The sequence below is a fragment of the Bosea vestrisii genome (genome assembly GCF_030144325.1).
GTDB classification, from domain to species: domain Bacteria; phylum Pseudomonadota; class Alphaproteobacteria; order Rhizobiales; family Beijerinckiaceae; genus Allobosea; species Allobosea vestrisii_A.
The window spans coordinates 1,760,456-1,786,040 of sequence record NZ_CP126307.1 but is presented as its reverse complement, the minus strand read 5'-3'; the positions used below and the strand labels follow the sequence as shown (position 1 = coordinate 1,786,040).

The 25,585-nt window shown below is 66.6% G+C and carries 22 protein-coding genes and 1 pseudogene; 11 read left to right on the top strand and 12 right to left on the bottom strand.

Features of this window, described 5'->3' with window-relative positions; all coding sequences use genetic code 11:
* Positions 1-9: 9 nt before the first annotated feature.
* On the bottom strand, positions 10-1,323 hold the full coding sequence (locus QO058_RS08885; protein WP_284171663.1) for an MFS transporter: 1,314 nt from the start codon (positions 1,321-1,323) through the stop codon (positions 10-12).
* A 69-nt stretch (positions 1,324-1,392) separates the two neighbouring features.
* Positions 1,393-2,298, bottom strand: a complete 906-nt coding sequence (locus QO058_RS08880; protein WP_284171662.1) for a tellurite resistance TerB family protein — start codon at positions 2,296-2,298, stop codon at positions 1,393-1,395.
* A gap of 275 nt (positions 2,299-2,573) precedes the next feature.
* On the opposite strand from QO058_RS08880, the gene ykgO reads away from it, so the two are divergent.
* From ykgO to QO058_RS08850, 6 genes are all read left to right on the top strand, one after another.
* A complete protein-coding gene (gene ykgO, locus QO058_RS08875; RefSeq protein ID WP_038363015.1) occupies positions 2,574-2,699 on the top strand; it encodes a type B 50S ribosomal protein L36 in 126 nt (41 codons plus the stop codon).
* Between the two features lie 205 nt (positions 2,700-2,904).
* Positions 2,905-3,507, top strand: coding sequence for a tetratricopeptide repeat protein (locus QO058_RS08870; RefSeq protein ID WP_284171661.1), 603 nt, complete (start codon positions 2,905-2,907; stop codon positions 3,505-3,507).
* A 199-nt stretch (positions 3,508-3,706) separates the two neighbouring features.
* Complete coding sequence (locus tag QO058_RS08865) at positions 3,707-4,120, top strand: MbcA/ParS/Xre antitoxin family protein (protein ID WP_284171660.1); 414 nt, start codon at positions 3,707-3,709, stop codon at positions 4,118-4,120.
* Positions 4,114-4,842 carry an RES family NAD+ phosphorylase gene (locus QO058_RS08860; RefSeq protein WP_432212055.1) on the top strand — a complete coding sequence of 243 codons (729 nt, stop codon included), beginning with the start codon at positions 4,114-4,116 and terminating at the stop codon, positions 4,840-4,842. Before QO058_RS08865 ends, QO058_RS08860 begins: the two co-directional genes overlap by 7 nt.
* 215 nt (positions 4,843-5,057) lie before the next feature.
* Positions 5,058-7,892 carry an autotransporter domain-containing protein gene (locus tag QO058_RS08855; RefSeq protein WP_284171658.1) on the top strand — a complete coding sequence of 945 codons (2,835 nt, stop codon included), beginning with the start codon at positions 5,058-5,060 and terminating at the stop codon, positions 7,890-7,892.
* Positions 7,893-8,174: 282 nt separating this feature from the next.
* Positions 8,175-8,705 carry a dihydrofolate reductase family protein gene (locus tag QO058_RS08850; RefSeq protein WP_284171657.1) on the top strand — a complete coding sequence of 177 codons (531 nt, stop codon included), beginning with the start codon at positions 8,175-8,177 and terminating at the stop codon, positions 8,703-8,705.
* A 78-nt stretch (positions 8,706-8,783) separates the two neighbouring features.
* Here the strand turns inward: QO058_RS08850 and QO058_RS08845 are convergent, their stop codons facing one another.
* The 5 genes from QO058_RS08845 to QO058_RS08825 form a co-directional block, all read right to left on the bottom strand.
* Entirely contained in the window at positions 8,784-9,179 is a 396-nt protein-coding gene (locus QO058_RS08845) for a GFA family protein (protein ID WP_284171656.1), read from the bottom strand.
* A 110-nt stretch (positions 9,180-9,289) separates the two neighbouring features.
* Positions 9,290-10,594: a nicotinate phosphoribosyltransferase gene (gene pncB / locus QO058_RS08840; protein ID WP_284171655.1), complete on the bottom strand. Its 1,305-nt coding sequence runs from the start codon at positions 10,592-10,594 to the stop codon at positions 9,290-9,292.
* A gap of 267 nt (positions 10,595-10,861) precedes the next feature.
* Positions 10,862-12,301, bottom strand: coding sequence for a pyruvate kinase (pyk, locus tag QO058_RS08835; RefSeq protein WP_284171654.1), 1,440 nt, complete (start codon positions 12,299-12,301; stop codon positions 10,862-10,864).
* Positions 12,302-12,389: 88 nt separating this feature from the next.
* Positions 12,390-12,827 carry a DUF1036 domain-containing protein gene (locus QO058_RS08830; RefSeq protein WP_284171653.1) on the bottom strand — a complete coding sequence of 146 codons (438 nt, stop codon included), beginning with the start codon at positions 12,825-12,827 and terminating at the stop codon, positions 12,390-12,392.
* Positions 12,824-14,143 carry a glycerate kinase type-2 family protein gene (locus QO058_RS08825; RefSeq protein ID WP_432212026.1) on the bottom strand — a complete coding sequence of 440 codons (1,320 nt, stop codon included), beginning with the start codon at positions 14,141-14,143 and terminating at the stop codon, positions 12,824-12,826. Before QO058_RS08825 ends, QO058_RS08830 begins: the two co-directional genes overlap by 4 nt.
* A gap of 111 nt (positions 14,144-14,254) precedes the next feature.
* Here QO058_RS08825 and QO058_RS08820 point away from each other — a divergent pair, with 111 nt between their 5' ends.
* Both QO058_RS08820 and QO058_RS08815 read left to right on the top strand, forming a co-directional pair.
* Positions 14,255-15,040, top strand: coding sequence for an N-formylglutamate amidohydrolase (locus QO058_RS08820; RefSeq protein WP_284171652.1), 786 nt, complete (start codon positions 14,255-14,257; stop codon positions 15,038-15,040).
* 79 nt (positions 15,041-15,119) lie between these two features.
* A complete protein-coding gene (locus QO058_RS08815) occupies positions 15,120-15,362 on the top strand; it encodes a DUF2312 domain-containing protein (protein ID WP_057191700.1) in 243 nt (80 codons plus the stop codon).
* Positions 15,363-15,488: 126 nt separating this feature from the next.
* Here the strand turns inward: QO058_RS08815 and QO058_RS08810 are convergent.
* A pseudogene (locus QO058_RS08810) lies at positions 15,489-16,075 on the bottom strand (nitroreductase family protein).
* Positions 16,076-16,099: 24 nt separating this feature from the next.
* Positions 16,100-16,246: a hypothetical protein gene (locus QO058_RS08805; RefSeq protein WP_284171651.1), complete on the bottom strand. Its 147-nt coding sequence runs from the start codon at positions 16,244-16,246 to the stop codon at positions 16,100-16,102.
* A gap of 13 nt (positions 16,247-16,259) precedes the next feature.
* On the opposite strand from QO058_RS08805, the gene QO058_RS08800 reads away from it, so the two are divergent.
* On the top strand, positions 16,260-17,240 hold the full coding sequence (locus QO058_RS08800) for a LysR family transcriptional regulator (RefSeq protein ID WP_284171650.1): 981 nt from the start codon (positions 16,260-16,262) through the stop codon (positions 17,238-17,240).
* Between the two features lie 78 nt (positions 17,241-17,318).
* On the top strand, positions 17,319-17,927 hold the full coding sequence (locus QO058_RS08795; RefSeq protein WP_284171649.1) for a glutathione S-transferase family protein: 609 nt from the start codon (positions 17,319-17,321) through the stop codon (positions 17,925-17,927).
* Positions 17,928-18,021: 94 nt separating this feature from the next.
* Here QO058_RS08795 and QO058_RS08790 read toward each other — a convergent pair whose 3' ends face one another.
* From QO058_RS08790 to QO058_RS08780, 3 genes are all read right to left on the bottom strand, one after another.
* Positions 18,022-19,821 carry a peptidoglycan L,D-endopeptidase MepK gene (locus QO058_RS08790; RefSeq protein WP_284171648.1) on the bottom strand — a complete coding sequence of 600 codons (1,800 nt, stop codon included), beginning with the start codon at positions 19,819-19,821 and terminating at the stop codon, positions 18,022-18,024.
* Between the two features lie 188 nt (positions 19,822-20,009).
* On the bottom strand, positions 20,010-21,896 hold the full coding sequence (locus QO058_RS08785) for a L,D-transpeptidase family protein (protein ID WP_284171647.1): 1,887 nt from the start codon (positions 21,894-21,896) through the stop codon (positions 20,010-20,012).
* A gap of 149 nt (positions 21,897-22,045) precedes the next feature.
* On the bottom strand, positions 22,046-23,536 hold the full coding sequence (locus QO058_RS08780; protein WP_284171646.1) for a sigma-54-dependent transcriptional regulator: 1,491 nt from the start codon (positions 23,534-23,536) through the stop codon (positions 22,046-22,048).
* A gap of 202 nt (positions 23,537-23,738) precedes the next feature.
* On the opposite strand from QO058_RS08780, the gene QO058_RS08775 reads away from it, so the two are divergent.
* Entirely contained in the window at positions 23,739-25,580 is a 1,842-nt protein-coding gene (locus QO058_RS08775; RefSeq protein WP_284171645.1) for a M3 family oligoendopeptidase, read from the top strand.
* Positions 25,581-25,585 lie beyond the last annotated feature (5 nt).

The window sequence follows — 25,585 nt, the reverse complement described above, 5'->3', positions numbered from 1 at the left end:
TCTCGCTGCTCAGGTGGCAGGCCGGACACGCCCCGGCACGAGCCGCACCTTTCGCGGCGCCGCCAGCCAGATCGCCGCCGCCGAGATGAGGCAGCAGACGATCGCCAAGAGGAAGGCCAGGCGATAGCTGCCGGTGGCATCGTGAATCGCGCCGGCCAGCCACGGGCCGGCGGCGCCGCCGCCGAGCAGCGCCACCGTGACCGTTCCGAAGATCGCGCCGAAATGCGGCCCCTCGAAAATCTCGACGACGATCGCGCCCATCACCGAGGCCAGCGCGTAGCCCAGAAAGCCCTGCGCGATCACCATCACATAAAGCAGCACGGGCGACGGTTGGTGCTCGAGCGCGATCAGCGCGCCGTAGCAGATGGCGAAGCCCAGGCAGCCCACCATCCAGATCCATTCCCGGCCGATGCGATCGGACAGGGCACCGAGACCGATCTGACCGGGGATGGCGACGGCGCTGACCAGCCCCAGCGCCCAGGCCGCGGTCAGCGGGGAAAAGCCGACCTCGATCAGGTACTTGGTCTGGTGGACCTGTACGGCATACCAGGCGACCAGCGCGCAGAAATAGCCGAGCATGATCCACCAGAAGCGCGTCGTGCGCAGCGCTCGTGCCAGCGTCCATTCGACTGCGACCCAGGCTTTGTCGACCACCGCGGCCGCATTGCGCGCTGCGCCGGCCGGAGCCGAGCCGGTCTCGCCGTCCGGGAGCAGGCCCAAATCCTGCGGCCTGCGACGAACCAGCAGATTGAGCGGACCGAGCAGAAACAGCACGATCAGGCCCATCACCCAGCAGGCCGCGCGCCAGCCTTCACGGCTAATGATCGATTGCAGCCAGGGCAGGAGCAGCAGCGCCCCGACGCCGACGCCCGAGAACGCGATGCTGATCGCAAAGGCTCGGCGGCGCACGAACCAGTTCGGCAGAAACAGCGATTGCGCTGCAAAGCCCATTAGATTGGCGCCGCAGCCGACCAGGACGCCGAGCGTCAGATAGAGATGCCAAGCCGTGCTGATCGCGGGCGCGATCAGCAGGCCCGCCGCCAGCATCGCTACGCCGGTCTCGATCACGACGCGCGGGCCATGCCTGTCCATGACGCGGCCGACGAATGTACTGGTCACGGCCGAGAGCAGGAAGCCGAACGAGAAGGCGCCTGAGGCGAGGCCGCGATCCCAGCCGAACTCATCGATCAATGGAGGCAGCAGCAGCGAGAAGGCCGTGCGCGCGCTGACCGCCACCGCCATGGTGACGAAGGCGATGCCGATGATGAGCCAGCCATAGTAGAACGGCAGGCGCGCCGACCAATGCGGAGATGGTGATCGCATCCCCTATCCGTCGGCCGGGCGCGCCGGGCGGTCAATCCGCGCCTGCGCACTCCGGGCCTGCGTCAGAGGTCAGACCTTCGCAGCACTCGCCGCTGCGTCGATGTTCGCGACCAGCTCGGCATCGAGGCCGAGCGAGCCGGCAAGGCCGGCGAGGAAGTCCTTCTCGGCCGGGGTGTCCGGATTGATGGCGACGCGGGCCGCAGTATAGATCTGCGCGGCGAGCTCAGGGGTCTCGGCGCCCTCGACCAGCGCATCGACGCTTGCCGGGTTGGCCAGCTCGTTGGCGAGCCATTCATTGGCCTCAGCGTCGAGCCCGGCTTCGCGCAGGCCGCCGAGGATTGCGTTGCGCTCGGTCTCGTCGATATGGCCATCGGAAGCAGAGGCGGCGATCATGGCCCGGATGAAGATCAGGGCGCTGGCATTGCTCGCCGCTTCCGGCTCGAAGCCGGAGCCGGACGGAGGCGGCAGCACGGCCTGCTGGTCGGCGCCGAGCAGCGGCTTGCCGGCCTGATAGTTCTGATAGGCCTTGTAGGCGAGGCCGCCGATGAGAGCGAGCCCACCGACCTTTACGGCCGAGCCAGCGAGCGAGCGGCCGGCTGAGGTCCCGAAGATCAGGGCGCCGAGCCCGCCGAGCAGAGCACCAGCGCCGAGCTGATTACCGCCAAGCATGCCCTTGGCCTGCTCGATCAATTGCTCAGGCGTCTTGCCGCCGGAGAACTGGCCGACGATGTCGGTCGTGCCCTGCTGCAGGCCGGTGTTGCGGGCGGCGTCCTGCACGCCCCGCGTCGCCTGGCCGAAGATCTGGCCGGCCATGCCGGTCAGGCCGCCGGGGCCGCCCGCCTGCTGGACCTGCTGGGCGAGATTGCCGAGCACGCCACCAAGGCCGCCGCTGGCCTGGCCACCCTGAGCCCCCTGGGCGCCGATCTGGCTGCCGGCGTTGACGAGGGCGTCGAGGAGGGACTTGGCGTTGAACATCGAGAAAACTCCCTGATAGGTCGACCGCGGCTGCAATCTAGGTATGCGCCAACCGGGATGCTAGGGCGGCCACGCGATTGCGACGGGAGCATGACGGGCCGTACAAGGCGCCGGAAATATGCGCCGGGGCCTTGCCAATCGTCGCAAAATCCTTATACAGCCGGCATCGCATCAGGCGCGCATGTCGTTTGTTCGATGAGAGCCGGTTCCGGTTCGCGTCGCGCCTTTCGTTTTGACCGATCTGGCCGAAAGGTCGATCGACGGGAGTCCGGACCATGAAGATCCGCAATTCGCTGAAGTCGCTCCGTGCCCGTCACCGCGACAACCAGCTCGTGCGCCGCAAGGGCCGCGTCTACATCATCAACAAGGTCCAGAAGCGTTTCAAGGCGCGTCAGGGCTGAGGCTTCGCGCGGCCCCTGGCCGCGCTGCAGGCTTCCTTGTCGAGATCGAAGAGCGGGCTGCACAGGGTGCAGCCCGCTTTTTTGGCGTGCGCTTCTCCCGCCCGCTCGCGATCTCGCCAGCCTGTGAATTGACGCGGACGCCCGCCCGTCCCACTTTGGGGATATGAGGTTCGCTCGTCTTGCCCGTCTTGCTCTGATTCCGGGGTTGCTTCTTGCGGTTGCGCCGGGAGCACTCGCGCAGGAAGCGCCGCTGCGCGACGGCGCGGTGCCGAATGCCGATCGCGACGACAAGCCGAATCTGCCGGAAGCGCCGCCGGCGCGTAGCCCGGCTGCTACGCTCGACCGCCTGTTCGAGCGACTCGCCGCGGCGAAAACCTCGGAAGAGGCGAAAGGCATCGCCAGCCTGATCCAGCGACGCTGGTCCCGTTCCGGTTCGGACACTGCCGATTTGCTGATGACCCGGGCGCAGGAGGCGCTGAAGGCGCGCGAACTGCCGCTGGCGATCGAGCTGCTCGATCGCGTCGTCACCCTGGAGCCTGACTGGGCCGAGGGCTGGAATCAGCGGGCGAATGCGCTTTTCGTCGCGGGCGATCCGATTCGCTCGATGCTCGACATCGCCGAGACGCTGAAGCGCGAGCCGCGCCACTATGGTGCGATGATGGGGCTCGGCACGATCCTGCGCCAGCAAGGCGACGACAAGCGGGCCATGGTCGCCTATCGGCGCGCGCTCGTGGTCTACCCGCAGCTCGACGCGGTGAAGGACGCTGTCGAGGCGCTCAAGCTCGAGGTCGACGGCCGCGACGCGTGAGGTCGCTCGGGCGGCCGGAAGTCCGTCATGCTCGGGCTTGACCCGAGCATCTCGAGCCGAGTGAAGCTTCCAATCAACGCTTTCTCATCCTCAGAATCTCGGGTCTCCGCCTCGCTCTGCCCGAGAACGACGCGCTTTCGAGTGCCCCCTTGCCATTTGGCAGCATTTTATCTATATTCTGCCAAATGGAGATTATCCGATGAGCCAGCTCTCGCCGGTTCCGACTTTGCCGGACGACTTTTCGCCCGCAGCGATCACCGAAGCCGAAGCGGCGGCAATGTTCCGCGCGGCGGTGAATCTGTTCCGGCAATGGGGTCTGACCGATGACGAAGCCGCGGTGCTGCTCGACCAGCCGGTGCGCAGCTATCGGCGCTGGAAGGCGGGCGAGATCGGCCGCCTCGACCGCGATGCCAGGGCGCGGCTTTCCAACCTGATGGGCGTCCACAAGGCGCTGCGGTTGATCTTCCGCGAGCCGCAGCGCGGCTATGCCTGGATCAAGGCGGGTAACGATGCCTTCGGCGGCAATTCGGCACTCGGTGTGATGCTGGGCGGCGAGCTCACCGACCTGATGCGGGTGCGCCGCTATCTCGACGCGGAGCGCGGCCTCTGGTGAGCGGCGCCGAATACCCGGTCGCGCGGGTCGAATGGCCCGGCGCGGTCCGTATCATCCGCAGCGCCTTTCCGCCGATCGACCTGTTCGAGGACATCGCCGACCCGGCCGACTGGCCGCTGCTGGTCCAGGCCGAGATGAAGACCAATCCGCGATTGATGGAGACGATCGGCAATCTAGACTTGGTGCCGCCGGCCCGCCGCGTCTCGGGACCGGGTGCAAGCTGGCTGATGGCGCCCTTCACCCATATCAGTCGCGATAGGCCGAGCCGCTTCAGCGACGGAAGCTATGGCGTGCTCTATGTCGCCGACAGCTTCGAGACGGCGCTGTTCGAGACCATTCATCACCACGGCCGCTTCATGGCGCGAACGAAGGAGGTGCCGGGCTGGACCTCGCAGTTCCGGGAGCTCGTGCTGTCGGTCGATGCCGCCCTGCACGATCTGCGCGGTGAGAAGGCGGAGGCGAGCGCGCTGCTGCGACCTGACGATTACATGGCCGGCCAGGCGCTGGGTTTGAGGCTGCGTGCCAACAAGTCGGAAGGCGTCGTCTATCCGAGCGTGCGCCGCAGGGATGGGGAGTGCGCCGGGCTGTTCTGGCCCGATCTCGCAGGCAATCCCGTCCAGGGGCGGCATCTCGACTATCACTGGAACGGGGAGCGGGTCGATCTTTACCGCGAGGCCGGGACCGGGAAGGTCTTCCGGATCGGCGAGGCCGCGACCTCCTAGACGGCGCGATGGAGCGAAAGCCGGCTTTTGCGTTCATGGGCCGGAAGGCAAGGATTCCATCGCCGCCTGCAGAGCGCGGAATGAAGCCCGGATAGCCGATCAGGGACGGCATATGCCGTATTGACCCATGCGGCTTCCTGACAGCAGGTTGCAGCCCAACGAGTTCCTGGGAGGGATTCGTATTCTGTCCCGGGGGCTGCGTGAACGTCCTGCCTATGCCTACCGTTGCGGCGCTGCTGCTGTCGACGGCTCTCATCACTCCGGCTGCGGCCCAGTCGTCCGGCCTGCTCACCGATCCCAACAGCTGGCGCACACCTGAATACAAGGCGCAGTGGGGGCTCGAGACGATCCGCGCCGCGAATGCCTATGCGCGTGGCGTCGACGGCACCGGCATTGTCATCGGGATCATCGACTCCGGCATCTTCGCGGCACATCCCGAATTCGCCGGCCGCTATGGCGGTGGCTACGACTACCCGACGGAGACGGCGCAGACGATCGACCGCGATGGTCACGGCACCGGGGTCGCTTCGGTGATCGTTGCCAACAGGAACGGCATTGGCATGCACGGCGTGGCCCCGGGCGCGACCGTCATTGTGGTCGGCGCCGATCACAGTGAGGGAGGGATCAGTTGGGATTTCGCCGCACGGGGTTACAACGAACTGATCGCGCGAGGCGTTCGGATCATCAACAACAGCTATGGCGATGACCGCCCGGTTACGGCATTCACGAGGGACAGCTACCTGTCGGAGGATGCGTCAAGCATCTCTGCCTATCAGCGCGCTGTCGCTGCAGGAGTTCTCAGCATCTGGGGCACGGCCAACCAGGGCCTGAATCAACCGAGCGCCCAGGCCGGCCTGCCTCACCTCTTCCCCGAATTGGAACGGGGCTGGCTCGCGGTTACGGCCGTCGGGCCGGGCTACGAGCCCGATTACACCAATCGTTGCGGCGTGGCGAAGAATTGGTGCCTGGCGGCACCCGGCGGCGGTGACTGGTGGTTCCCCAATCCCTATCCAGACGATCCCATCGTCGTCGCCAGCAAGGATGGGGGTTACACCAAGACCAATGGCACTTCGTTCGCCGCCCCGCATGTCGCGGGCGCCGCGGCGCTGGTCTGGCAGATGTTTCCGTTCTTCACGGCTGATCAGGTGCGCCAGACCCTGCTCGGCACCGCCCGCGATATCGGCCCGCCGGGCGTCGACGAGATCTACGGCTATGGCTTGCTCGATGTAGGCAAGGCCGTGCTCGGCCCGGGCCGCTTCGATTGGGGCGATTTCATCGTCGAGCAGCCCGGCGGTGTCGCTTTCTTCGAGAACGACATCGTCGGCGCCGGCGGGCTGGTCAAGCGCGGCGCTGGCGAGCTCGTGCTCACTGGCCAGAGCTCGTATGGCGGGGCGACGCGGATCGAGGGCGGCTTCCTCTCGGTGATGGGCAGCATCGTCTCGCCGACCAGCATCGCTGCTGCGGGCACCCTTGCCGGCACCGGGGTGATCACCGGGACGGTGACCAATGCCGGTGCGATCTGGGCCGGCGACCGGGACGGTATCGGCACGCTGACCATCAACGGCAATTATGTGCAGGAGGCCGGTGGCCTGCTGGTCCAGCAGGTCGGCTGGTCCGGCGGCCAGAACCGTCTTGCGGTCACCGGGACGGCGAGCCTCGCCGGCTGGGTTACCCTCGGCGGGCGGCCGCAGCTTCTGCCGCGTTCCCTCTCCGCGGCGATGCTCACCGCCGACCAGGGCATCACGGGCCGGTTCGCCGGCGTCGAGGGACCGTTTGGCGACGGCAGCGCGCCCTTCCTTCATGCAAGCCTGCGCTACCAGCCGAACACGGCCTATCTCGATATCCGGACGTTGCCCTTCGACACGCCAGGCATCTGCGCCTCAACCAATCAATGCGCTGTCGCCGTGGCGCTCGAGCACAGCCTGGCCGGCGCGGATCAGGATCTGCGCGACGTCGCCGGCCTGCTGCAGGCGGCCGGCACGCGAGAGGGCGCCCGGGGCGCGCTCTCCAGCCTCTCCGGCGAGGTGCATGCCGGTCTCTCCACCCTGGCGCTGGGCGGAGCCGCCCAGTTCGGCGGCATGATCTCGCAGCGCCTCGGCGCCTTGCGCTCCGGGCAGGCCGGAGCCAGCCTCGCCGACGCACCGCTTGCCTATACGTCGAGCATGGCGGCCAACCCTGCCGCGGCGATGCTGATGCGGCTGCCTGCGCAGGCGCCTACGTCAAACAACGCCTGGGCACGCGGCTATGGCTTCGGCGGCAAGCTCGGCGGCGATGCCAATGCCGGTGGCGCCACCTATCGCGGCGGCGGCGTGATCGGCGGATTCGACCGGCAGATCACGCCCTCCTTCCTGGCCGGGTTCAGCCTCGGCTATTCCAGCACCGACGCCGATTTCCGTCGGTTCTCCGGCAAGGGCAGCGTCGACGCCTATGAGGGGGCGCTTTATGGCAGCTATACCGCCGGGAAACTGCGCCTCGACGGCCTCGTCGGCTATGGCCGCCTCGGCCTTGAAAGCGAACGCAGCATCGCTTTCGGCGGTCTCTCGCGGCAAGCGAAGGCGAAGTATGACGGCGACCGCTTCACCGGCGCGCTGGAGGCCGGCTATGCCTTCGACCTCGGCTGGTCGACGATCGAGCCGCTGCTGGCGCTGCGCTACACCTTTTTGCGCCAGGACGCATTCAGCGAAACTGGTGCGGGCAGCATCGGCTTGTCTGTAGCCGGCCAGTCCGCTTCGAGCCTGCTCGGCAGCATCGGGCTGCGTCTGGCGCGGGAGTTCACGCTCGGCGAAGGCCGTTTCGCGGCCGAGGCGAGAGGCCGCTGGCAACACGAATTCCTCGATGACGCGGTGGCAGTCGATGCGGCTTTCATCGGGGCGCCGGCTGCGACCTTCTCCGTCGAGGCTGCCAATATCGTCCGCGACAGCGCGATCCTCGGCGTCGGCCTGTCAGCGCGTGCCGGCCGCAATGTCACGCTGTTCGCGGACTACGATGTCCGGCTCAACAGCGATACCACCGCACACGCGGTGACCGCCGGGCTGCGCGCCAGCTGGTAGCTCGATGCCAGCCGAGCATGGCGCATATGTCCGCCGCCTGCCGGCCGGACCTTCGATGTCCTCGCCTTCGCGGTCGTCGAGCAGCCCGAGGTTTCGGATCACCGGCCGCTGCTGCTCGAAATCTAGAAGCGCATTCTGCGCATCGCGCGAGTTTGCTCGCGAAGGGGCCGGCAGGAAATCCGCAGAAGCAGCGCGGCAGCAAGGTAGCTATCACGTCCGAGCTCGCTTCTGCGCGGCCACGGTTCAGGCTATCCTGAAAGAGTTGGGTGGAGGCTTTGCGGCGTGGCCAAGCTCGTATTCGGAATGAACCTGTCCCTGGACGGCTATGTCGATCACGAGGCGTTTGCGCCCGATGCCGTGCTCTTTCGCCACTGGATCGAGCATGTAAGGGGCCTCGCTTGCAGCATCTATGGTCGCCGCATGTACGAGATCATGCGCTATTGGGACGAGGACCATCCCGAATGGAGCGAGGATCATCGCGACTTCGCAGCGGCATGGCGGCGCCTGCCGAAATGGGTCGTGTCGCGCTCGCTGACGTCGGTCGGCCCCAATGCAACGCTCATCGCGGATGACATGGAGACGGCGATCCGCAGGCTGAAGGACAAGCTGGCCGGCGAGATTACGGTATCCGGGCCGAAGCTGGCGCATAGCGTGACCGAGCTTGGTCTCATCGACGAGTATCGGCTCTACTTCCACCCGCATGTACTGGGCCACGGCACGCCGTTCTTCGCAGGCCCCCGGCCGCCGCTCCGCCTTGTCGCCAGCGACCGCATTGGCGAGAGCGTGGTCAGGTTGATTTATGTTCCAGCCTAGCCGCGCAGGGCGCTTGCTGGTCCAGGCTGAAGCGGGAGGTCGGCTTCGGGTGGAAAGCGGACGTTCGCTCTCAACACCTCAATCGCGCGGTGGAACGGTGTCGTATTGCGGCAGGCCGTCTGCGATCTCGTAGTAGTCCCCCTTGTCGGCGCCGTAGATATGCAAATTTGCAGTGGTCTCTGTCGGTCCGTCGAAAGCACCCATTGCCACGGCGATCCAACCCCGATCCGACCGATCCCAGAATAGAGACGATCCGCATGTCGAGCAGAAGCCGCGTCGGACGTTCTCCGACGATTGAAACCACGTCAACTTCTCCTCGCCGACAATCGTCAAGGCAGTCCTAGTCACATCAGTGGACGCGAAGTGGTGGCCCGAGTGCTTGCGGCACATGCGACAATGGCAGAAGTTAGGATTTGGCAGACTGTCAGCCACTGTTAAGGTGACCGCACCACAAAGGCATGAGCCGCTGTGCATCCTCGATTTACTCCCACAGGCGTCTAGTCGGGGAAGCGTGGCATCGGGATTGCGACGTTGGCAAGAGCGTCCGCTATGGGTCGGAAGCTGACGTACAGAAAAGCCCGCTGCTAAACCCTCACCGCCTTCGCCTTCCGATCCGCCCCACCGAAGACCCTGAGATACCTTGTGATCTCGGCCGGGTCACCGGTCGCCTTGTTCGGGTTGTCGGAGAGCTTCACCGCCGGACGGCCATTGGCGCTGACGACCTTGCAGACCAGCGAGATCGGATCGAGATCGGGCGTGCCGACCGGCGAGCAGCCGACGAAGTCGTTGGTCAGGTTGGTGCCCCAGCCGAAGCCGGTGCGGACGCGGCCATGGAAATGCCGGTAGGCCTCCTCGATCGAGTCGATGTCCATGCCGTCGGAGAAGATCAGGAGCTTGGTCTTGGGGTCGCGGCCCTGGGACTTCCACCAGGCGATGATCTGCTCGCCTGCCTCGATCGGCGGGGCGCTGTCAGGGCGAAAACCGGTCCAGTCGGCGAGCCAGGACGGGGCATCGTCGAGGAAGGCGGTGGTGCCGAAGGCGTCCGGCAGCACGATCAGCAGGTTGCCGCCATAGACCTGGCGCCATTCGTCAAGCACGCGATAAGGCGCGCGCTTCAGCTCCTCGTCGCCATCGGCGAGGGCTGCGAGCACCATCGGCAGTTCATGGGCGTTGGTGCCGATCGCCTCGAGATCGTGCTCCATGGCAAGCAGGACGTTGGAGGTGCCGGTGAAGGTCGGCCCCAGTCCTTCCTTCAGCGCCTCGACGCACCAGCGCTGCCAGAGATGGCCGTGGCGGCGGCGCGTGCCGAAATCGGAGATGCGCAGGTCAGGCAGCTTTTTCAGTCGCTCGACCTTGTCCCAGAGCTTCGACTTGGCGCGGGCGTAGAGCACGTCGAGTGCAAAGCGGTCCCAGCCCTTCAGCGCCTGGCGCGAGCGCAGTTCGTTGACGATGGCGAGCGCCGGGATCTCCCACATCATCGAGTGGGTCCAGGGGCCGGCAAAGGTCAGTTCGTACTGGCCGTCGACCTTGCGCAGTTCGTATTCGGGCAGGCGGAACTCGGCGAGCCAGCCGATGAAGTCCGGCGTGAACATCTGGGTCTTGCCGTAGAAACTGTTGCCGGCGAGCCAGATCAGCTCCTTCTTGGTGAAGCGCAACTCGCGGGCGTGGTCGAGCTGGGCGCGCAACTCCGCTTCCTCGATGACGTCGGCGAGGCGGATCTGCTTGGAGCGGTTGATCAGGCCGAAGGTGACCCGCACTTCCGGATGGAAGCTCCTGATCATCTGCAGCATCAGCAGCTTGTAGAAATCGGTGTCGAGCAGGCTGCGGATGATCGGGTCGAGCCGCCAGCTGTGGTTGTAAGTCCTGGTGGCGATGTCGGTCAGGGCCATGGGCGTCGCGGGCTCGCAGAGGCTGATGGCTCAAGCAGTAGAGCAGGCATGGCCGCAGGGGAATGCGTAGGCTGCGAACCTCACCGTCTTTCCGGGGCAGGCCGAAGGACTGAGCCCGGAACCCATGAACACCGCGCTTGTAATGACCGGCATTCCCCAGGTCGCGTCTTCCTGAGGTAGGTCGTGTTCATGGGTTCCGGGCTCGACGGTGCGCGTCGCCCCGGAATGACCGAGAGGTTGGTAGGAATACGGTCAAGAAGCAGGCACTCACGCCTGCTCGACATGCTCTTTCGCGACGAAGGCGATGCGGACCATGTTGGTCGCGCCCGGCGTGCCGAAGGGGACGCCGGCGACGACGATGAGGCGGTCGCCCTCAGCGGCAAAACCCTCGCGCACCGAGAACTTGCAGGCGCGGAAGGCCATGTCGTCGACGTCGCTGGCGTCCTTCGTCACGACGGCGTGAACGCCCCAGACCAGAGTGAGGCGACGCGCCGTGGCGGCATTCGGCGTCAGCGCGATCACGGTCGAGTTCGGCCGTTCGCGGGCGATGCGAAAGGCGGTCGAGCCCGAGGAGGTCCAGGCGGCGATCGCCTTGAGATGGAGCGCGTCGGCGATCTCGTGCGCGGCCTTGGCGATGGCGTCGGCGCCGGTCGCCTCCGGCTCGGCCTTCTGCGATTCGAGGATCGAACGGTAGATGGATTCGCTCTCCACCTCCTCGGCGATGCGGTTCATCATCGTCACCGCCTCGATCGGGTACTGGCCGGCGGCGCTCTCGGCCGAGAGCATCACGGCGTCGGCACCCTCGAAGACGGCGGTGGCGACGTCGGAGACCTCGGCGCGGGTCGGGACCGGCGCGGTGATCATGCTCTCCAGCATCTGCGTTGCGACGACGACCGGCTTGCCCATTTTCCGCGCCATCCGGGTGATGCGCTTTTGCGTTCCCGGCACCTTCTCGATCGGCATCTCGACGCCGAGATCGCCGCGCGCCACCATGATCGCGTCGGAGGCCTCGATGATCTCCTCCAGCCGGGCCACCGCCTGGGGCTTCTCGATCTTGGCGAGCGCCAGCGCCCGGCCCCGCACGATCTTCCGGAGGTCCGCCATGTCCTCCGGCCGCTGCACGAAGGAGGCCGCGATCCAATCGACGCCGGCCTCGGCAGCGGCTTCCGCGTCGGAACTGTCCTTCTCGGTCATGGCCGAGACTGGGATCGTGGTGTCGGGCAGGCTGACGCCTTTGCGCGAGGAGAGCCGGCCGCCAATGATGACCTTGGTCACCGCCTGCTTTGGTGAGGCCTTCTCGACGACGAGCCGGATCTTGCCGTCGTCGAGGATGAGATGATGGCCGGGCTCCAGCGCCGTGAGGATCTCCGGATGCGGCAGGTGCACGCGCTTGGCCGTGCCGGGCGCCGGATCGGCATCGAGGATGAAGCGGGCGTCCTTCTCCAGCATCACGCCGCCATCGCCGCCAAACTGGCCGACGCGCAGCTTCGGCCCCTGCAAATCGGCGAGGATGCCGACCGGCCGGCGGAACTGCTTTTCCAGCCCACGCAGCATCGCGATCCGGGCCGGCAGGTCCTCGCGCTGGGTGTGGCTCATATTGATGCGGAAGACGTCGACGCCGGCCTTGAACAAGGCAGCGCACATCTCCGGCGTGGACGAGGCCGGGCCCAGCGTCGCGATGATCTTGATCCGCCGTTCCCGCTTCATCACGTCATTCCCTTAAAACCACATGTACCTGCCAACCGCAGGCCTCGCCGATTCAACCGATTAGAGCAAGCCGGTTATTGCGCCGCCGTTATGGGCGCGGTGCCGCCCCCGCCGTGTCGGTAAGCTGGATCGTCCAACCCTTCTGCTCGCCAGTGTCGACCTCGAAGAAACCGGAGCGCTCGTAGCCGCGCGCCAGGCAGTCTTCGATGCCGCGGATGGTGAATTCCTTGTTGCGCGTGCACATGACGGACTTTCCCGTCCACTCGCCGCCTTTGTCATAGTCGACAGCGTGAACGTAATAGAAGCGCGCGGCGAGCGTGCCGCGCAACAGGGTCTCGCAGGCGCGCGGCGCCAGGTTCCACCAGCCCTCGGTGATCCAGCCCTGTGCATCGCGATAGCCGAGGGCGACGCCGACGCGGCTGCCGGTGGTGTTGCACATGCGCAGGTCAGCCAGCGCGGGACTGGCGCTGGCAGCGAGCAGTCCTCCTGCCAGCAGGATGGAATGAAGGCGTCCACTTAGGCTCATGTATCGTTTCTTGGATCGATCAGAATCACGCGGCAATCGTTGACATTGGTCAGGGTCGGGCCGGTCTGCAACAGATCGCCGAGGGCACTGAAGAAGCCGGTCGAGTCGTTCTGGGCCAGTGATTGGGCGGGATCGAGGCCAAGGCCCTGTGCGCGTGCCAGCGTGGTCTCGTCAATGAGCGCGCCAGCCGGGTCGGTCGCTTCGCCGCCACCACCATCAGTGCCGTCGGTGTCACCGGAGAGCGCGATGATGCCGGGCTCGCCGGCGAGCGCGATCGCCAACGCCAGTGCGAATTCCTGGTTCGGCCCGCCACGGCCATTGCCGGCGATGGTGACGGTCAGCTCGCCACCGGAGATCAGCGCGACGCGGCGACCGGCGGCCTTGAGCGCGAGCGCCCGCTTTGCCTGGGCGGCTGCGACCTCACGCGCCTCGCCTTCGAGATCGGGACCGAGATTGATCGGCTCGTAGCCGGCCTCGGCAGCCGCCTTCACCGCGGCAGCGATGGCATCAGCCGGGCGGGCGACGATGCGGTATTCGCTTCCGGCGAAGGCTGGATCGCCCGGCTTCGGCGTTTCGCTGGCATCATCCGCAAGCAGTGCTTGCGCGGCCGGTGGCAACGCCAGCCCGTAGCGGGCGACGATGGCGCGGGCATCGGCCATTGTGCTGGGATCGGGCACGGTCGGCCCCGAGGCGATCGCGGCTGGGTCGTCATGCGGCACGTCGGAGACCGCGAGCGTGAGCATTCTGGCCGGCGCGGCAGCGAGCGCGAGCCGCCCGCCCTTGATGCGCGAAAGCCGCTTGCGGACGATGTTCATCTCGCCGATCGGCGCGCCGGAGCGCAGCAGCGCCTTGTTGACTGCCTGCTTCTCGGCGAGTGCTAGCGAGCCGGCTGGCGCGACCCAATTGGCCGAGCCACCGCCGGAGAGCAACACGAGGACGAGATCGTCGGCGGTGGCGGAGGCTGCGAGTTCGAGCGCCCGCGTCGCGCTGGCGATGCTGCCTTCGTCGGGCACGGGGTGGCCGGCTGCGAGCATCGGGATGTGGCGGGTCTGCGCCTCGTAGCCATGGCGGGCGACGGCGTGGCCGAGGAAGCGCTCGGGCGGCAGCTTCAGCGTATCGAGATAATGGGCTTCCGCCAGGACCGTCATGCTGCCGGCGGCCTTGCCGGCGGCGAGCAGGATCAGGCGGCCATTCTGCGGAGGAGAAGGCAGATGCGCGGCAAGCCAGCTCTGCGGATGGGCTTTGGCCACAGCAGCGTCGAAAATCCGGCGTGCGGTCCGGCGCCGCTCCGCGATTGCGTCTTGCCGCTGCTCCAAGCCGCTTCCTCGTGCGAATCTGCTGTTGGCAATCGACTTTCGTCTCAGCCCCTTCTATGTCGCGCAAGGCTGGGCGTCACCCGCGATTTGATGATGTAGTTCGAGGTCATGATGCGTGCGGACGAGAGCTTGCAGAGCAGTGCTCCGGTTCGGCAACCCGGTGATGTCGAAATCATCCCCGGCGATCCTGCGACCGGCGTGCTGCTGCTGTGTGACCATGCGACGAACGCGATCCCGCCCGGGCTGAACCTGCTCGGCCTGCCGCCGCAGCAGCTCGAGCGCCATATCGCCTATGATATCGGCGCTGCCGAAATGACCCGCGCCATGGCGCGGGCGCTCGGTGCGCCCGCCGTGCTCAGCAACTTCTCGCGCCTGCTGATCGATCCCAATCGCGGCCGCGACGATCCGACCCTCGTAATGCGGATTTCGGACGGCGCAATCGTGCCCGGCAATGCCCGGATCGACGAGGCCGGGATCGCCGAGCGGATCGCGCGCTATTATGCGCCTTATGACGCGGCGATCGATGCTGCGATTGAAACTGCGATCGCGGCCGGCCATCCGCCGGCGATCGTCTCGCTGCATTCCTTCACGCCGTTCTGGAAGGGCGTGCCGCGGCCCTGGCATGCCGGCGTGCTCTGGGATCGCGAGGGCCGGCTGGCAAAGTCGCTGATCGCTTCGCTGCAGGTGGAGGGCGACCTGATCGTCGGCGACAACGAGCCCTATAATGGCGGCCTGCCCGGCGACACGATCGACCGCCATGCGACGCGGCGCGGCCTGCTCGACGCGCTGATCGAGATCAGGCAGGACCTGATCGGCGAGCCGCACGCGGCCCGTGCTTGGGGCCTCAGGCTGGCGCGGCTGCTGCCGGGCGCGCTCGCTGCGGCACGAGAGATGTGAACTCAAGGCCGTTCTTGCTTGACCTCGCCGCTCATCCTTGCGAACCCCTGCGGCCGAATTCCGAAGAAGGGTTTTGAGAATGGACGATCCGGTTGCAGGCGATCAGCTCAAGAGCATCGTGCAGCGCATCGAGCGGCTTGAGGAAGAGAAGAAGACGATCTCCGACGATATCAAGGAGGTCTATTCCGAGGCCAAGGCCAATGGTTACGACGTCAAGGTGCTGCGCAAGGTCGTTGCGCTGCGCAAGCGTGACCTCGACGAGCGCAAGGAAGAGGAGGCGATCCTCGACCTCTATCTCCAGGCGGTTGGCGAGAGCGCCTGAGCTTCAATCTGTCGAACGTAAAACGCCGCCCGGGACTTTTCGGGCGGCGTTTTGCTTTTCAGGGATGTTATTCAGGCGACGGGCTTGAGCTTGGCGTGGGCGGTGCCGCTTGATCCCGAGCCCCGGTCAACGATGGGTGCGGAACCGCAGCTCATCATCGATGAAGGTCTTCTCCTGGAATGCCGCCTCATTGGAGCCGAAAGGCATTTGCGCAGTGAGCTTCCAGGACGCAGGGATGTTCCAGGTCTTGGCGACTTCCGCGTCAACGAGCGGATGGTAGTGCTGAAGGCTCGCGCCGATACCGACATCGGCGAGCGTGGTCCAGACCGCCAACTGCGCCATGCCGGTCGAATGTTCCGACCAGATCGGGAAGTTGTGCGCGTAGAGCGGGAAGTTGGCCTGAGAGCCTTGATCGGCTCCTGATCCTCGTAGAACAGCACGGTCCCCGCGCCGCTCGCGAAGCCGTCGAGCTTCTTACTGGTCGCTTCGAAATCGGCAGCCGGCACGATCGCGCGAAGCGCCTCTTTGGCGATGTTCCAGAACTTGTCGCTCTCCTTGCCGAAGAGAATGACGGCGCGCGAGCTTTGCGAGTTGAAGCTGGAGGGAGACAAGCGGATCGCCTCCCGGATCAGGCCATCCACCTGCGTTTCGGAGATCGGCAGATTCTTTCCAAGCGCGTATTGCGTACGGCGCCTTTTGAGCTTTTCGAGCATGGCTTCCTCATCTGTGAACGCGTGTCACGCCGGCAGGCCGATGAAACGGGTGGTTTTTCTCGGAGCGCCTCGTAAGGCGCCATCCCTGCGGAACCGGGATTTGATGAGGGAGAGGTAGCGGTTCACTTGCCGCACCGGAATGCCCATATTGGGCACCAGTCTGTTGCTCATCCAGGAACGCTTCATGTCCGAGATTGACGATATCAGGAGCTTCATCGCCGTCGCCGATGCCGGTGGCTTCGGCCGAGCCGCCCATAGTCTCGGCCTGGCGAAATCGATCGTCAGCCGCCGCATCGCTCGGCTGGAGGCCGATCTCGGCACAAGGTTGCTCAGCCGCACGACGCGCGGCGTCGCCGCCACCGAGGCGGGTCTGGAATTCAAGGCGCGCGGCGAACGCATCCTCTCGGAGCTCGCCGAGGCGCGCGAGGCGATGGCGCAGCAATCCGAGGGCGTCGCGGGACGCCTGAGGCTGTCGATGCCGCTCTCGTTCGGATACCGGCATCTCGCGCCGGTGCTGGCGGAACTCGCACAGCGGCACCCGCGGCTGGAGCTCGACGTCGAGGCCAGCGACCGCCAGGTCGACCTGATCGGCGAGCGCTTCGATGCCGCGATCCGGATCGGCTCGCTCAAGGATTCCAGCCTGGTCGCTCGCCGCATCGCGCCGGTGAAAGGAGCGGTGCTGGGCAGCCCGGATTATTTCGCCCGGCATGGTCGGCCGGAGACGCCGCTCGACCTCGCCCGCCATGAATGCCTGGTCTATTCCGGCAACAGCGTCGTCGACTGGGGGTTTCGCATGAACCGGCGCTGGGTCTCCGTGCGCCCCTCCAGCCGCTTGCGCTCTGACAATGGCGACACGCTGTTGCGCTGGGCCGAGGCCGGGCTCGGCATCACCGTCCTGCCGACCTTCATCGCCAGCGATGCGATCCGTGCCGGCACGGTCGAGCACATTCTCTGGCGCTATCCGATGCGTGAGAGCGCCCTGCATGTCGTGCGCCCGCCGGGGCCTTACGTACCTGGCAAGGTGCGGGTGCTGATCGACCTGATGCTCGAACGCTTCGGCAACACGCCCGCCTGGGACCCTTGCCAGGCGGCGGTGCAGGAGAAGATCGCGGCGGGAGAGCTGGCGCCAGAAGACTATCCGGCCGACGAGCATCAAATGGCGTGAAGTCAGGCTTCACGCGAATTGGCGTGGCAAGCGGCGCGCCAGCAGTCAGTGTTCCTCCCACAACAATGGGAGATCGCAATGCTGCTGGTTGGAATGCTCGACAGCCCTTATGTGCGGCGCGCCGCCGTCACCGGGACTTTGCTCGGCGTTGAATTTGAGCACCGCTCCGTCTCGGTGTTCCGGCACATGCCGGAATTCCGCAAGATCAATCCGCTGATCAAGGCGCCGACGCTCGTCACCGACGACGGCACCGTGATCACGGACTCGTTGCTGGTGATCCAGCATTTCGAGGATGTCGCCGGCCGCTCATTGCGGCCGCTCGATCCGGTGGCGCGGGTCAGGGATCTCAGCCTGACCGGCATCGGCATCGTCGCCGCCGACAAGGCGGTCTCGGTCGAGTACGAGCGCAAGCGGCCGGAAGAGAAGCGCTACGAGAACTGGCAGGAGCGCATCCTGGCTCAGCTCCACACAGCCCTCGACCTGCTCGACCAGGCCGCCCAGCGTGGCGAGATCGGCGCGGGGCCTGAGCTCGAGCCTGGCGACATCGCCGCGGCGATCGCCTGGGGCTTCTGCCGCTTCGTCATCCCGGATTTCGCCCCGGACGGGCGTTGGCCGGCGCTGGCGCGTCAGGCTGTGGCTTGCGAGGCGCTCGACGTGTTCAAGGCCTGGCCGATCGATAAAGAGTAAGCGGCGGGAGCGCGTTCGCGCTCCCGTTTCTTATTCTATCGCATTTTCTTCACGCGAACCGGTATCCACTTCGCTCGAAAATGCTCTGGGCGGTTCAGTTCTGAACGAAGGTCGTCGGCAAGGCCTTGACGGCAGGCCCGCTGAAGCCGCTCGTGCCGACATCGCTCGGCTCGGCGGCGGAGAAGCCGAGAGACGCGGCCGGGCTGGCGCCGACGACCCAGCCCTTGGCCTGGGCATCCGCACCGGCCTTCGGTCTGGCGGTCGCGACGGTTGCCCGACGCGCGGACGGCGCTTCCGGCGCCGCAACGGCAGCGAAGAGTGTGTCGAGGCCGGCGCGGTCGGCATTGTATTCGGCGGCGATCGGGGTGGCACGCGGCTGTGCGGCAATCTGGGTCGTGCCGGGCTGCTCAGGCGCAGCGCCCGGCGGACGCGGTCGGATCGGCGGCAGCGGATGGCGGACCGCGACGAGCTTTGCCCCGGCGGGAACGGCGTCCTCGGCCTCGTCGCTGAGCCGCAAGCCCTCGGTCGACAGGCTCGCCAGCGCGACCGGGCGGGAGGGCGGCAGGGGGGCCGAGACGGAGCGACCGGTGACGATGGTTTCGAGCGAGGGACCGGGCAGGTCGTGGGGCCGGCGCGGCGGAAGCGAGGCGAGGATGAGCTTCTGCTCGGCTGCCGGCAGCGGCAATGCCGAGGCTTCGGCGGCGAGGGCAGCGAGCTGCGGCGAACCGGCTGGCGGATTCGGTATCGGCGGTGTCAGGCCGCTCGGGCGTGCGACGGGGAGCGCGGTTGCGATCGGGCTTGGCTTCGGCGGCTCGGGCGGCGCCACTTCGGCGGGAGCGAGCGCCGCGACCTGGGTTTCCGCCGGCGGCTGTGTGGTGGTCGTCGTCGCGCGGTTCGAGCGCTCGCGGAGGACGGCGCGGCCGGCGGGCTCGGACTGGGCCGGCTGTGCGTTGAAAACGGCGAAGCGGCCGCCATCGCTGTTATTGCTGTCACCCGCATAGGCCATGACTGTCGGTTGCGGGGTCGGGGCACGCCGGGCTGCGGCGCGGCCGCGAGTCGGACGGGCGTCGGCTTCCTCATCGTCGCCGCCGAACAGCGCAGCCCAGAAGCTCTTGCCGCCTCCGCTGGAGGCCATGATCGCGCCTTCGTCAAAGTCCCCGGCGGCGTAGCCCATCACGGAGCCGCCGCTGGACATAATCTCGGCCTTGGCGGTTTCGTAGCCGCTGAGCGGTTTGCCATCCGCCGGCAGATGCACGGTCCTCTCATCGGGGAAGAGGCGCACGAGCTGATCGCGAGTCATGCGCGGCCAGGAACGGACGGAGCCGGCGTCGAGATGGACGAAGGGCGTATGGGCCCCGGGATAGAAGCCGACGCCGCCGCGCTGCATCCGCATCGCCGTCTCGCGCATGCGGGCGGTCGGAGTATCGGGCAGGTAGAAATCCATCGCCTTGCCGAGCATGTGCTGGCTGTGCTTGGCGACGCCGCGCGAGCGCCGGCGCAGCATCGAGTTGGTGCCGGGCGAGCGGTAGGCGGAGACGACGTGGAAGGGCTGGTCGGAGCCGACCTTGCGATGGACCTCCCAGGCGATGTCGAACAGGCGCGGATCCATCCGGATCGGCTCGTCGGTGCGCCAGTCGCGCAGTGCCCAGTTGAGCTTCTCCAACGCCGAGGAATCGTAGCGGCCATCACGCTTGAAGGTGACGGTCGTCTCTTCCTTGGTATGCATATGCTTGATGGTGATGGTGCGCGTGTCGCCATTGGCAACGGCATTCTGCGTGCCGCGGACCCCGATAACGAGGAGGCTAGCGCTGGCGGCCAGGAGCAAACCGACGCGTGTGCTGCGCCGCAAAGAATGCGGGAGCCGTGCTGCGATCTCGGCGTTCGACCTGCTCACTCTGTCTGACCCGTCTCGAAGCGCCGGGCGAGCCGGAGCGATAAACGTGAAGGAACAGTTGCCGAGAAGGCTTAACGGGAGGTTACCGGCGAGACAACTCCCCCGCCGGAATCCGGCAAGCAAGATTGCTCGCTACCGGCAGATCATGGCGAAACCGTGCCGAATGGGACTTTCCCAGGCCGAGATGGTCAGGAACGTTGCTCGAGTGCGTTCCGCACCAGCCTGTGGAAACCGTAGATGTCGTCGAATGTGGAGACCGCACCAGCCTCGTTGACGACGAATGTCTCGTAGACGAGGTGGATCGCCAAAGGCTGCGGCAGCTTGATGGTGCGCTCGCCAGAACCGATCAGCCGCTTCAGCCGCTCGGCTGTCCATTCCGGCCCGAGCACCTGGTCGGCGAGGGCGAACGGATTCTCGACGCGCACGCAGCCATGGCTGAAGGCGCGCTTGCCGGCACCGAACAGGCTGCGGTTCGGCGTATCGTGCAGATAGACGGCATGGTCGTTCGGGAACATGAACTTGATCCAGCCGAGCGCATTGCGCTCGCCCGGCGGCTGGCGCACCGAGATGTTGCCGTTCTTGCCGCGCGTCACGACGTAGCCGCGCCTGGCGCCATAGTTCGGATCGTTGGCGAGCCCTGGCAGGAATTCCTTCTTCAGGATCGAGGGTGGCACGAACCAGGACGGATTGACGACGACGTGATCCATCTTGTGCGAGAAGACCGGCGTCGCCGATTCCGGCTTGCCGACGATCACGCGTGCCTCGTGCACCAGCTTCTCGCCATGCATGACGCGCATCTTGTACTCGGGGATGTTCACGACGATACGGTTCTCGCCGAGATCCGTCGGCAGCCAGCGCCAACGCTCCATCTGGGCGACGATGTCGCTTTCCAGCCGCGTCGAGGGCGGCATCGCGAGCGCGGCGACGGTCTGGTCGCTGAGCACGCCGTCGGCGCGCAAGCCGGCCTGCTTCTGGAAATCGGCCAGCGCCAGCGCGGTCGAGCGGTCGAAGACCGGCTCCTCGCTGCTGCCGAGGCCGAGCCGGGCGCGGACGAGCGGCACGCGGGCATCGCGCATGCCGACCTTGAGGGCGGGGCCGGCCGGGATGCGAGCGACGGGCGTCTCGGGCTTGTGTATGCGCAGCTCGGCGAGCTTGGCCTTCAAGCGCTGGTAGCCTGCGTGCTGGGGATTGTAGGCGGCAAGCACTGCGCCGGCATCGGCAGAGCCCGTGAGCTCGGACAGCACCTCTGTCGCCGACGGCAGCTCGAGCTTCGGCGTGATCAGTTTCGAGAGGCGACGGGGATCGATGCGTCCGCCGCGGGCGTCGCGAGCATAGAGCACAGCGAGCGCCGAGAGCCGGATATCGGCCGCGGCGAGGCTGTCCTTGTCGTTCGCCTCGAAGACCGGCAGCAGGTAGTCGCCGGTGCGCAGGCCATCCTCGCCGGCATGGCCGAGACGGGCGGCGATCTGCTTGCCGGCGGCGCTGAGATCCTTGCCGTCGATCCAGAACGGCCGGTTCTCGTTGGCGGCATAGGCGGCGACGATATCGGCGCGCTCGCGAGCGGACAGGCGCGGCAGCGCCGCTGCGATCTCGGCTTGGGCGGCGATCCGGCCGGAGAGCTCGAGCCCGGCCGGCAGCGTGACCGCGACATCGGGCAAAGGCGGCAGGTCGATCTGCGGTGCGGCCGGCTTGGCCAGCTGCGGTTGCACCGGCTCGATCGGTTTGGTCAGCGCCGGGTCGACCGGCGGCATCTCCGGTTCGGGCAAATCGAGCTCGGGCTCGGTCAGGCTGCGATCCGGTTGGGTCGAGAGCGCGCCGGTGACCATGTCCTTGGCCTCGGCGGCCTCGGCCGACTGCAGATCTGTGGACGGGCGCAGATCGAGCGTGACCTCGGCCGGAGCGGGGATATCGAGCCTCTGCGGCTCGGCATCGCGCTTCACGATGACCAGGGCCGGCTGTTCGGGCAGCGGAATGCCGAGTTCGCCGGTGGTCTCCTGGGCAGTCGCTGGAGCGAGCAGGAGCGCGAGACCAAGAGCGGTGGCTGAGACGGTTTCCACCAGGCGGCGAAGGCGCATCGATTAACTTCCCCGGTCCTTGCCGATCCACGCCGATAACTGCGTGACTCGACCTGCTTCGACAAGATGCCGCCCTGCAACAGCGGCCGATATTCGCCCTCTGCAACCCGTCCCTGTGAGTCGCAGAGCGCGTTTCGATTTTGACGGACTTAAGCCGCGTCGGCGCCGTCGGAGACGTCCTCGCCTTCGATCAGCCCGTAATCCTTGAGCTTGCGGTAGAGCGTCGAGCGGCCGATGCCGAGCTTGCGCGAGATCTCGGACATGTGGCCGCGATAATGGGCGAGGGCGAACCGGATGATCTCGCGCTCCAGCTCGTCGAGCGTGCGCATGTCGGAGCCGGCGACGAGATCGAGCGCATTGGGATCGCGCACTGGCACCTGGATGATGCGCGGCGGCGCCTCGCCGCGCGGCTCGGCGGCGATCGAGGCCGGCGCAGGTGGAATCCGGACGTCGAAACCGTCCATCTGCGCCGCGATCTGCGGGAATTCGGCCACGGTCAGTTCGTCGCCATCGGAGAGCACGACGGCGCGGAACATCGCATTCTCGAGTTGGCGGACATTGCCCGGCCAGTCGTAGTCGGCGAGCAGGCCGAGCGCCTCGGCGCTGATGCCGCGCAGCTTGCGGCCTTCTTCGGCGGCGAAGCGGGCGAGGAAGCCGCGGGCGAGGTCGGCGACGTCCTCGCGGCGACGGCGCAAGGGCGGCAAGGTGATCGGGAAGACGTTGAGCCGATAATAGAGGTCCTCGCGGAACTCGCCGCGCTTGACCTGCTCCAGCAGGCTCTTGTTGGTCGCAGAGATGATGCGGATGTCGACGCGCACGGATTTCTTGCCGCCGACCGGGTCGACCTCGCTCTCCTGGATGGCGCGCAACAGCTTGACCTGCGCATCGAGCGGCAGTTCGCCGACCTCGTCGAGGAAGAGGGTGCCGCCATTGGCCTCGACGAACTTGCCGATATGGCGTTCGGTCGCGCCGGTGAACGAGCCCTTCTCGTGGCCGAACAGGATGGATTCGACGAGATTATGCGGGATCGCGCCGCAATTGACCGTGACGAAGGGCTTGCCCTTGCGGTCGCTGGTGCCCTGGATGGCGCGGGCCAGCACCTCCTTGCCAACGCCGGATTCGCCTTCGATCAGGATCGGGATGTTGGAGCGGGCAGCGCGTTCGGCCAGCTGAATGACGCGGCCCATGTCCTGGCTCTTGCTGGCGAGATCGCGAAAGCCGAGCTGGCCGGAGGCGCGCCGCTTCATATAGCGGATCTCGTGCTCGAGAGCTCCGAGTTTGAGCGCGTTCTTGAGCGAGATCTGCAGGCGCTCGGCGCCGGCCGGCTTGACCACGAAATCGACGGCGCCGGCGCGCATCGCCGTGACCACGGTCTCGATCGAGCCGTTCGCGGTCTGCACGATCACAGGCACTTCGCTGCCACGCTCGCGCAGCGCCGCAAGCACGCCCATGCCGTCGAGACCGGGCATGACGAGATCGAGGATCAGGCAGTCGATGCGCCGCGATTCGTCGACGAGGACGGCTAGGGCCTGCTCGCCGCCTTCTGCCAGCGCGACCTCGTAACCGAAGCGCTTCAGCATCGCGTCGAGCAGCCGGCGCTGTACGGGATCATCGTCGACGACGAGGATGGTTGCTGACATGAAACCTCGACAGGCCAGACTGTTAGCCGGAATCGGCTGTTCCGTTTCGGGTCACTGTCGAGGAGAACGGTTAAGCGCCGCTTAAGCCGGCGAAGCTGGCAGGAAATCGGCGCCTGTGACAGCGTCGCCGTTGATCGCGGGCGGCAGCCCGCGCATATGAGGGGGCCACAATCCTTCCCGACAGGCCGAGGCTGACGACGACATGACCCGCCCCTTCGACCGTCCCGCACCTGCCCGCGCCGCCCATGCCGGGGGCGCGGCCGAGGCGCTCGGCGCCCTGCCGGAATGGGACCTTACGCATCTTTATCCGGCGATGGATTCGCCTGCTTTCGCCGCCGATGTCGAGCGCGCGGCAGCTGAGGCGCGGCGTTTCGCCGAGCTCTATCGCGGCAAGCTCGCGGCGCTTGCCGCACGCGACGATGCCAGCGCGGCGCTCACCGAAGCCGTCAAGGCCTATGAGCGGCTCGAGGACCTGGTCGGCAAGATCATGTCCTATGCTGGCCTCATCTATTCCGGCGACACCACCGACCCGCAGCGCGCCAAATTCTACGGCGACACGCAGGACAAGGTCACCGCGATCTCGACCGAGCTCTTGTTCTTCGGGCTCGAGCTCAACCGGATCGACGAGGCGGTGCTGGCCAAGGTCGCGGCGCAGGCGCCGCTCAGCCACTGGAAGCCCTGGCTCGACGATCTCGCCAAGGACAAGCCGCACCAACTCGAGGATCGGATCGAGGAACTCTTCCACGAGAAGTCGGTCACCGGCCACGGCGCCTGGAATCGGCTCTTCGACGAGACCATCGCCTCGCTGCGCTTCAAGGTCGGTGACGACGATCTCACCCTCGAACTGACGCTGAACCGGCTGCAGGACGCCGACGGCGCCGTGCGCAAGGAGGCGGCTGAAGTGCTCGGCACGGTCTTCCGCCAGCATTTGCGCACCTTCGGCCTGATCACCAACACGCTCGCCAAGGACAAGGAGATCTCGGACCGCTGGCGCAAGTTCGAGGATGTCGCCGATTCGCGTCATCTGGCGAACCGGGTCGAGCGCGAGGTGGTCGATGCGCTGGTCGCGGCGGTGCGCGATGCCTATCCGCGCCTGTCGCACCGCTACTACAAGCTGAAGGCGCGCTGGTTCGGCCAGGAGGTGCTCGACTATTGGGATCGCAACGCGCCGCTGCCCAAGGTCGAGCAGCGCACGATTCCCTGGACGGAAGCGCGCGACACGGTGCTCTCGGCCTATGGCGCCTTCTCGCCGGAGATGGCGGGGATCGCACAGCGCTTCTTCGACGAAAGCTGGATCGATGCGCCGGCCCGCCCCGGGAAGGCGCCGGGCGCGTTTGCGCATCCGACCGTCCCGTCGGCGCACCCTTACGTGCTGCTCAACTACCAGGGCAAGCCGCGTGACGTGATGACGCTGGCGCACGAGCTCGGCCACGGCGTGCACCAGGTTCTCGCCGGTCCGAACGGGGCGCTGATGGCGCCGACGCCGCTGACGCTGGCCGAGACGGCGAGCGTGTTCGGGGAGATGCTGACCTTCCGCAAGCTGCTCGACGGGACCACGGATCAAAAGCAGCGCAAGGCGATGCTGGCGGCCAAGGTCGAGGACATGATCAACACGGTCGTGCGCCAGATCGCCTTCTATTCCTTCGAGCGCAAGGTCCACGAAGCCCGTCGGCAGGGCGAGCTGACGGCGGAGAATCTCTGCGATCTCTGGCTCAGCGTGCAATCGGAGAGCTTGGGCCCCGCGATCCGGCTCGGGCCAGGTTACGAGACCTTCTGGGCCTATATCCCGCACTTCATCCACTCGCCGTTTTACGTCTACGCCTATGCCTTCGGCGATTGCCTGGTTAACTCGCTCTACGGCGTCTACCAGAACTCGGCCTCGGGCTTTCAGGAGCGCTATTTCGCGCTGCTTTCGGCCGGCGGCACCAAGCATCATTCCGAGCTCTTGAAGCCCTTTGGCCTGGATGCGCGCGATCCGGCCTTCTGGCAGATCGGGCTCAAGATGATCGAAGGGCTGATCATTGAGCTCGAAGGAATGGAATGAAGCGA

Coding starts and splice junctions, on each gene's coding strand:
- QO058_RS08785 (WP_284171647.1), bottom strand. CDS start 21,896: ATGCGCCTTCGCCGCCTGGTGGAAACCGTCTCAGCCACCGCTCTTGGT.
- QO058_RS08845 (WP_284171656.1), bottom strand. CDS start 9,179: ATGCACAGCGGCTCATGCCTTTGTGGTGCGGTCACCTTAACAGTGGCT.
- pncB (WP_284171655.1), bottom strand. CDS start 10,594: ATGGCCCTGACCGACATCGCCACCAGGACTTACAACCACAGCTGGCGG.
- QO058_RS08775 (WP_284171645.1), top strand. CDS start 23,739: ATGACCCGCCCCTTCGACCGTCCCGCACCTGCCCGCGCCGCCCATGCC.
- QO058_RS08880 (WP_284171662.1), bottom strand. CDS start 2,298: ATGTTCAACGCCAAGTCCCTCCTCGACGCCCTCGTCAACGCCGGCAGC.
- QO058_RS08855 (WP_284171658.1), top strand. CDS start 5,058: ATGCCTACCGTTGCGGCGCTGCTGCTGTCGACGGCTCTCATCACTCCG.
- QO058_RS08830 (WP_284171653.1), bottom strand. CDS start 12,827: ATGAGCCTAAGTGGACGCCTTCATTCCATCCTGCTGGCAGGAGGACTG.
- QO058_RS08800 (WP_284171650.1), top strand. CDS start 16,260: ATGTCCGAGATTGACGATATCAGGAGCTTCATCGCCGTCGCCGATGCC.
- QO058_RS08865 (WP_284171660.1), top strand. CDS start 3,707: ATGAGCCAGCTCTCGCCGGTTCCGACTTTGCCGGACGACTTTTCGCCC.
- QO058_RS08805 (WP_284171651.1), bottom strand. CDS start 16,246: ATGAGCAACAGACTGGTGCCCAATATGGGCATTCCGGTGCGGCAAGTG.
- QO058_RS08815 (WP_057191700.1), top strand. CDS start 15,120: ATGGACGATCCGGTTGCAGGCGATCAGCTCAAGAGCATCGTGCAGCGC.
- QO058_RS08780 (WP_284171646.1), bottom strand. CDS start 23,536: ATGTCAGCAACCATCCTCGTCGTCGACGATGATCCCGTACAGCGCCGG.
- pyk (WP_284171654.1), bottom strand. CDS start 12,301: ATGAAGCGGGAACGGCGGATCAAGATCATCGCGACGCTGGGCCCGGCC.
- QO058_RS08795 (WP_284171649.1), top strand. CDS start 17,319: ATGCTGCTGGTTGGAATGCTCGACAGCCCTTATGTGCGGCGCGCCGCC.
- QO058_RS08820 (WP_284171652.1), top strand. CDS start 14,255: ATGCGTGCGGACGAGAGCTTGCAGAGCAGTGCTCCGGTTCGGCAACCC.
- QO058_RS08885 (WP_284171663.1), bottom strand. CDS start 1,323: ATGCGATCACCATCTCCGCATTGGTCGGCGCGCCTGCCGTTCTACTAT.
- ykgO (WP_038363015.1), top strand. CDS start 2,574: ATGAAGATCCGCAATTCGCTGAAGTCGCTCCGTGCCCGTCACCGCGAC.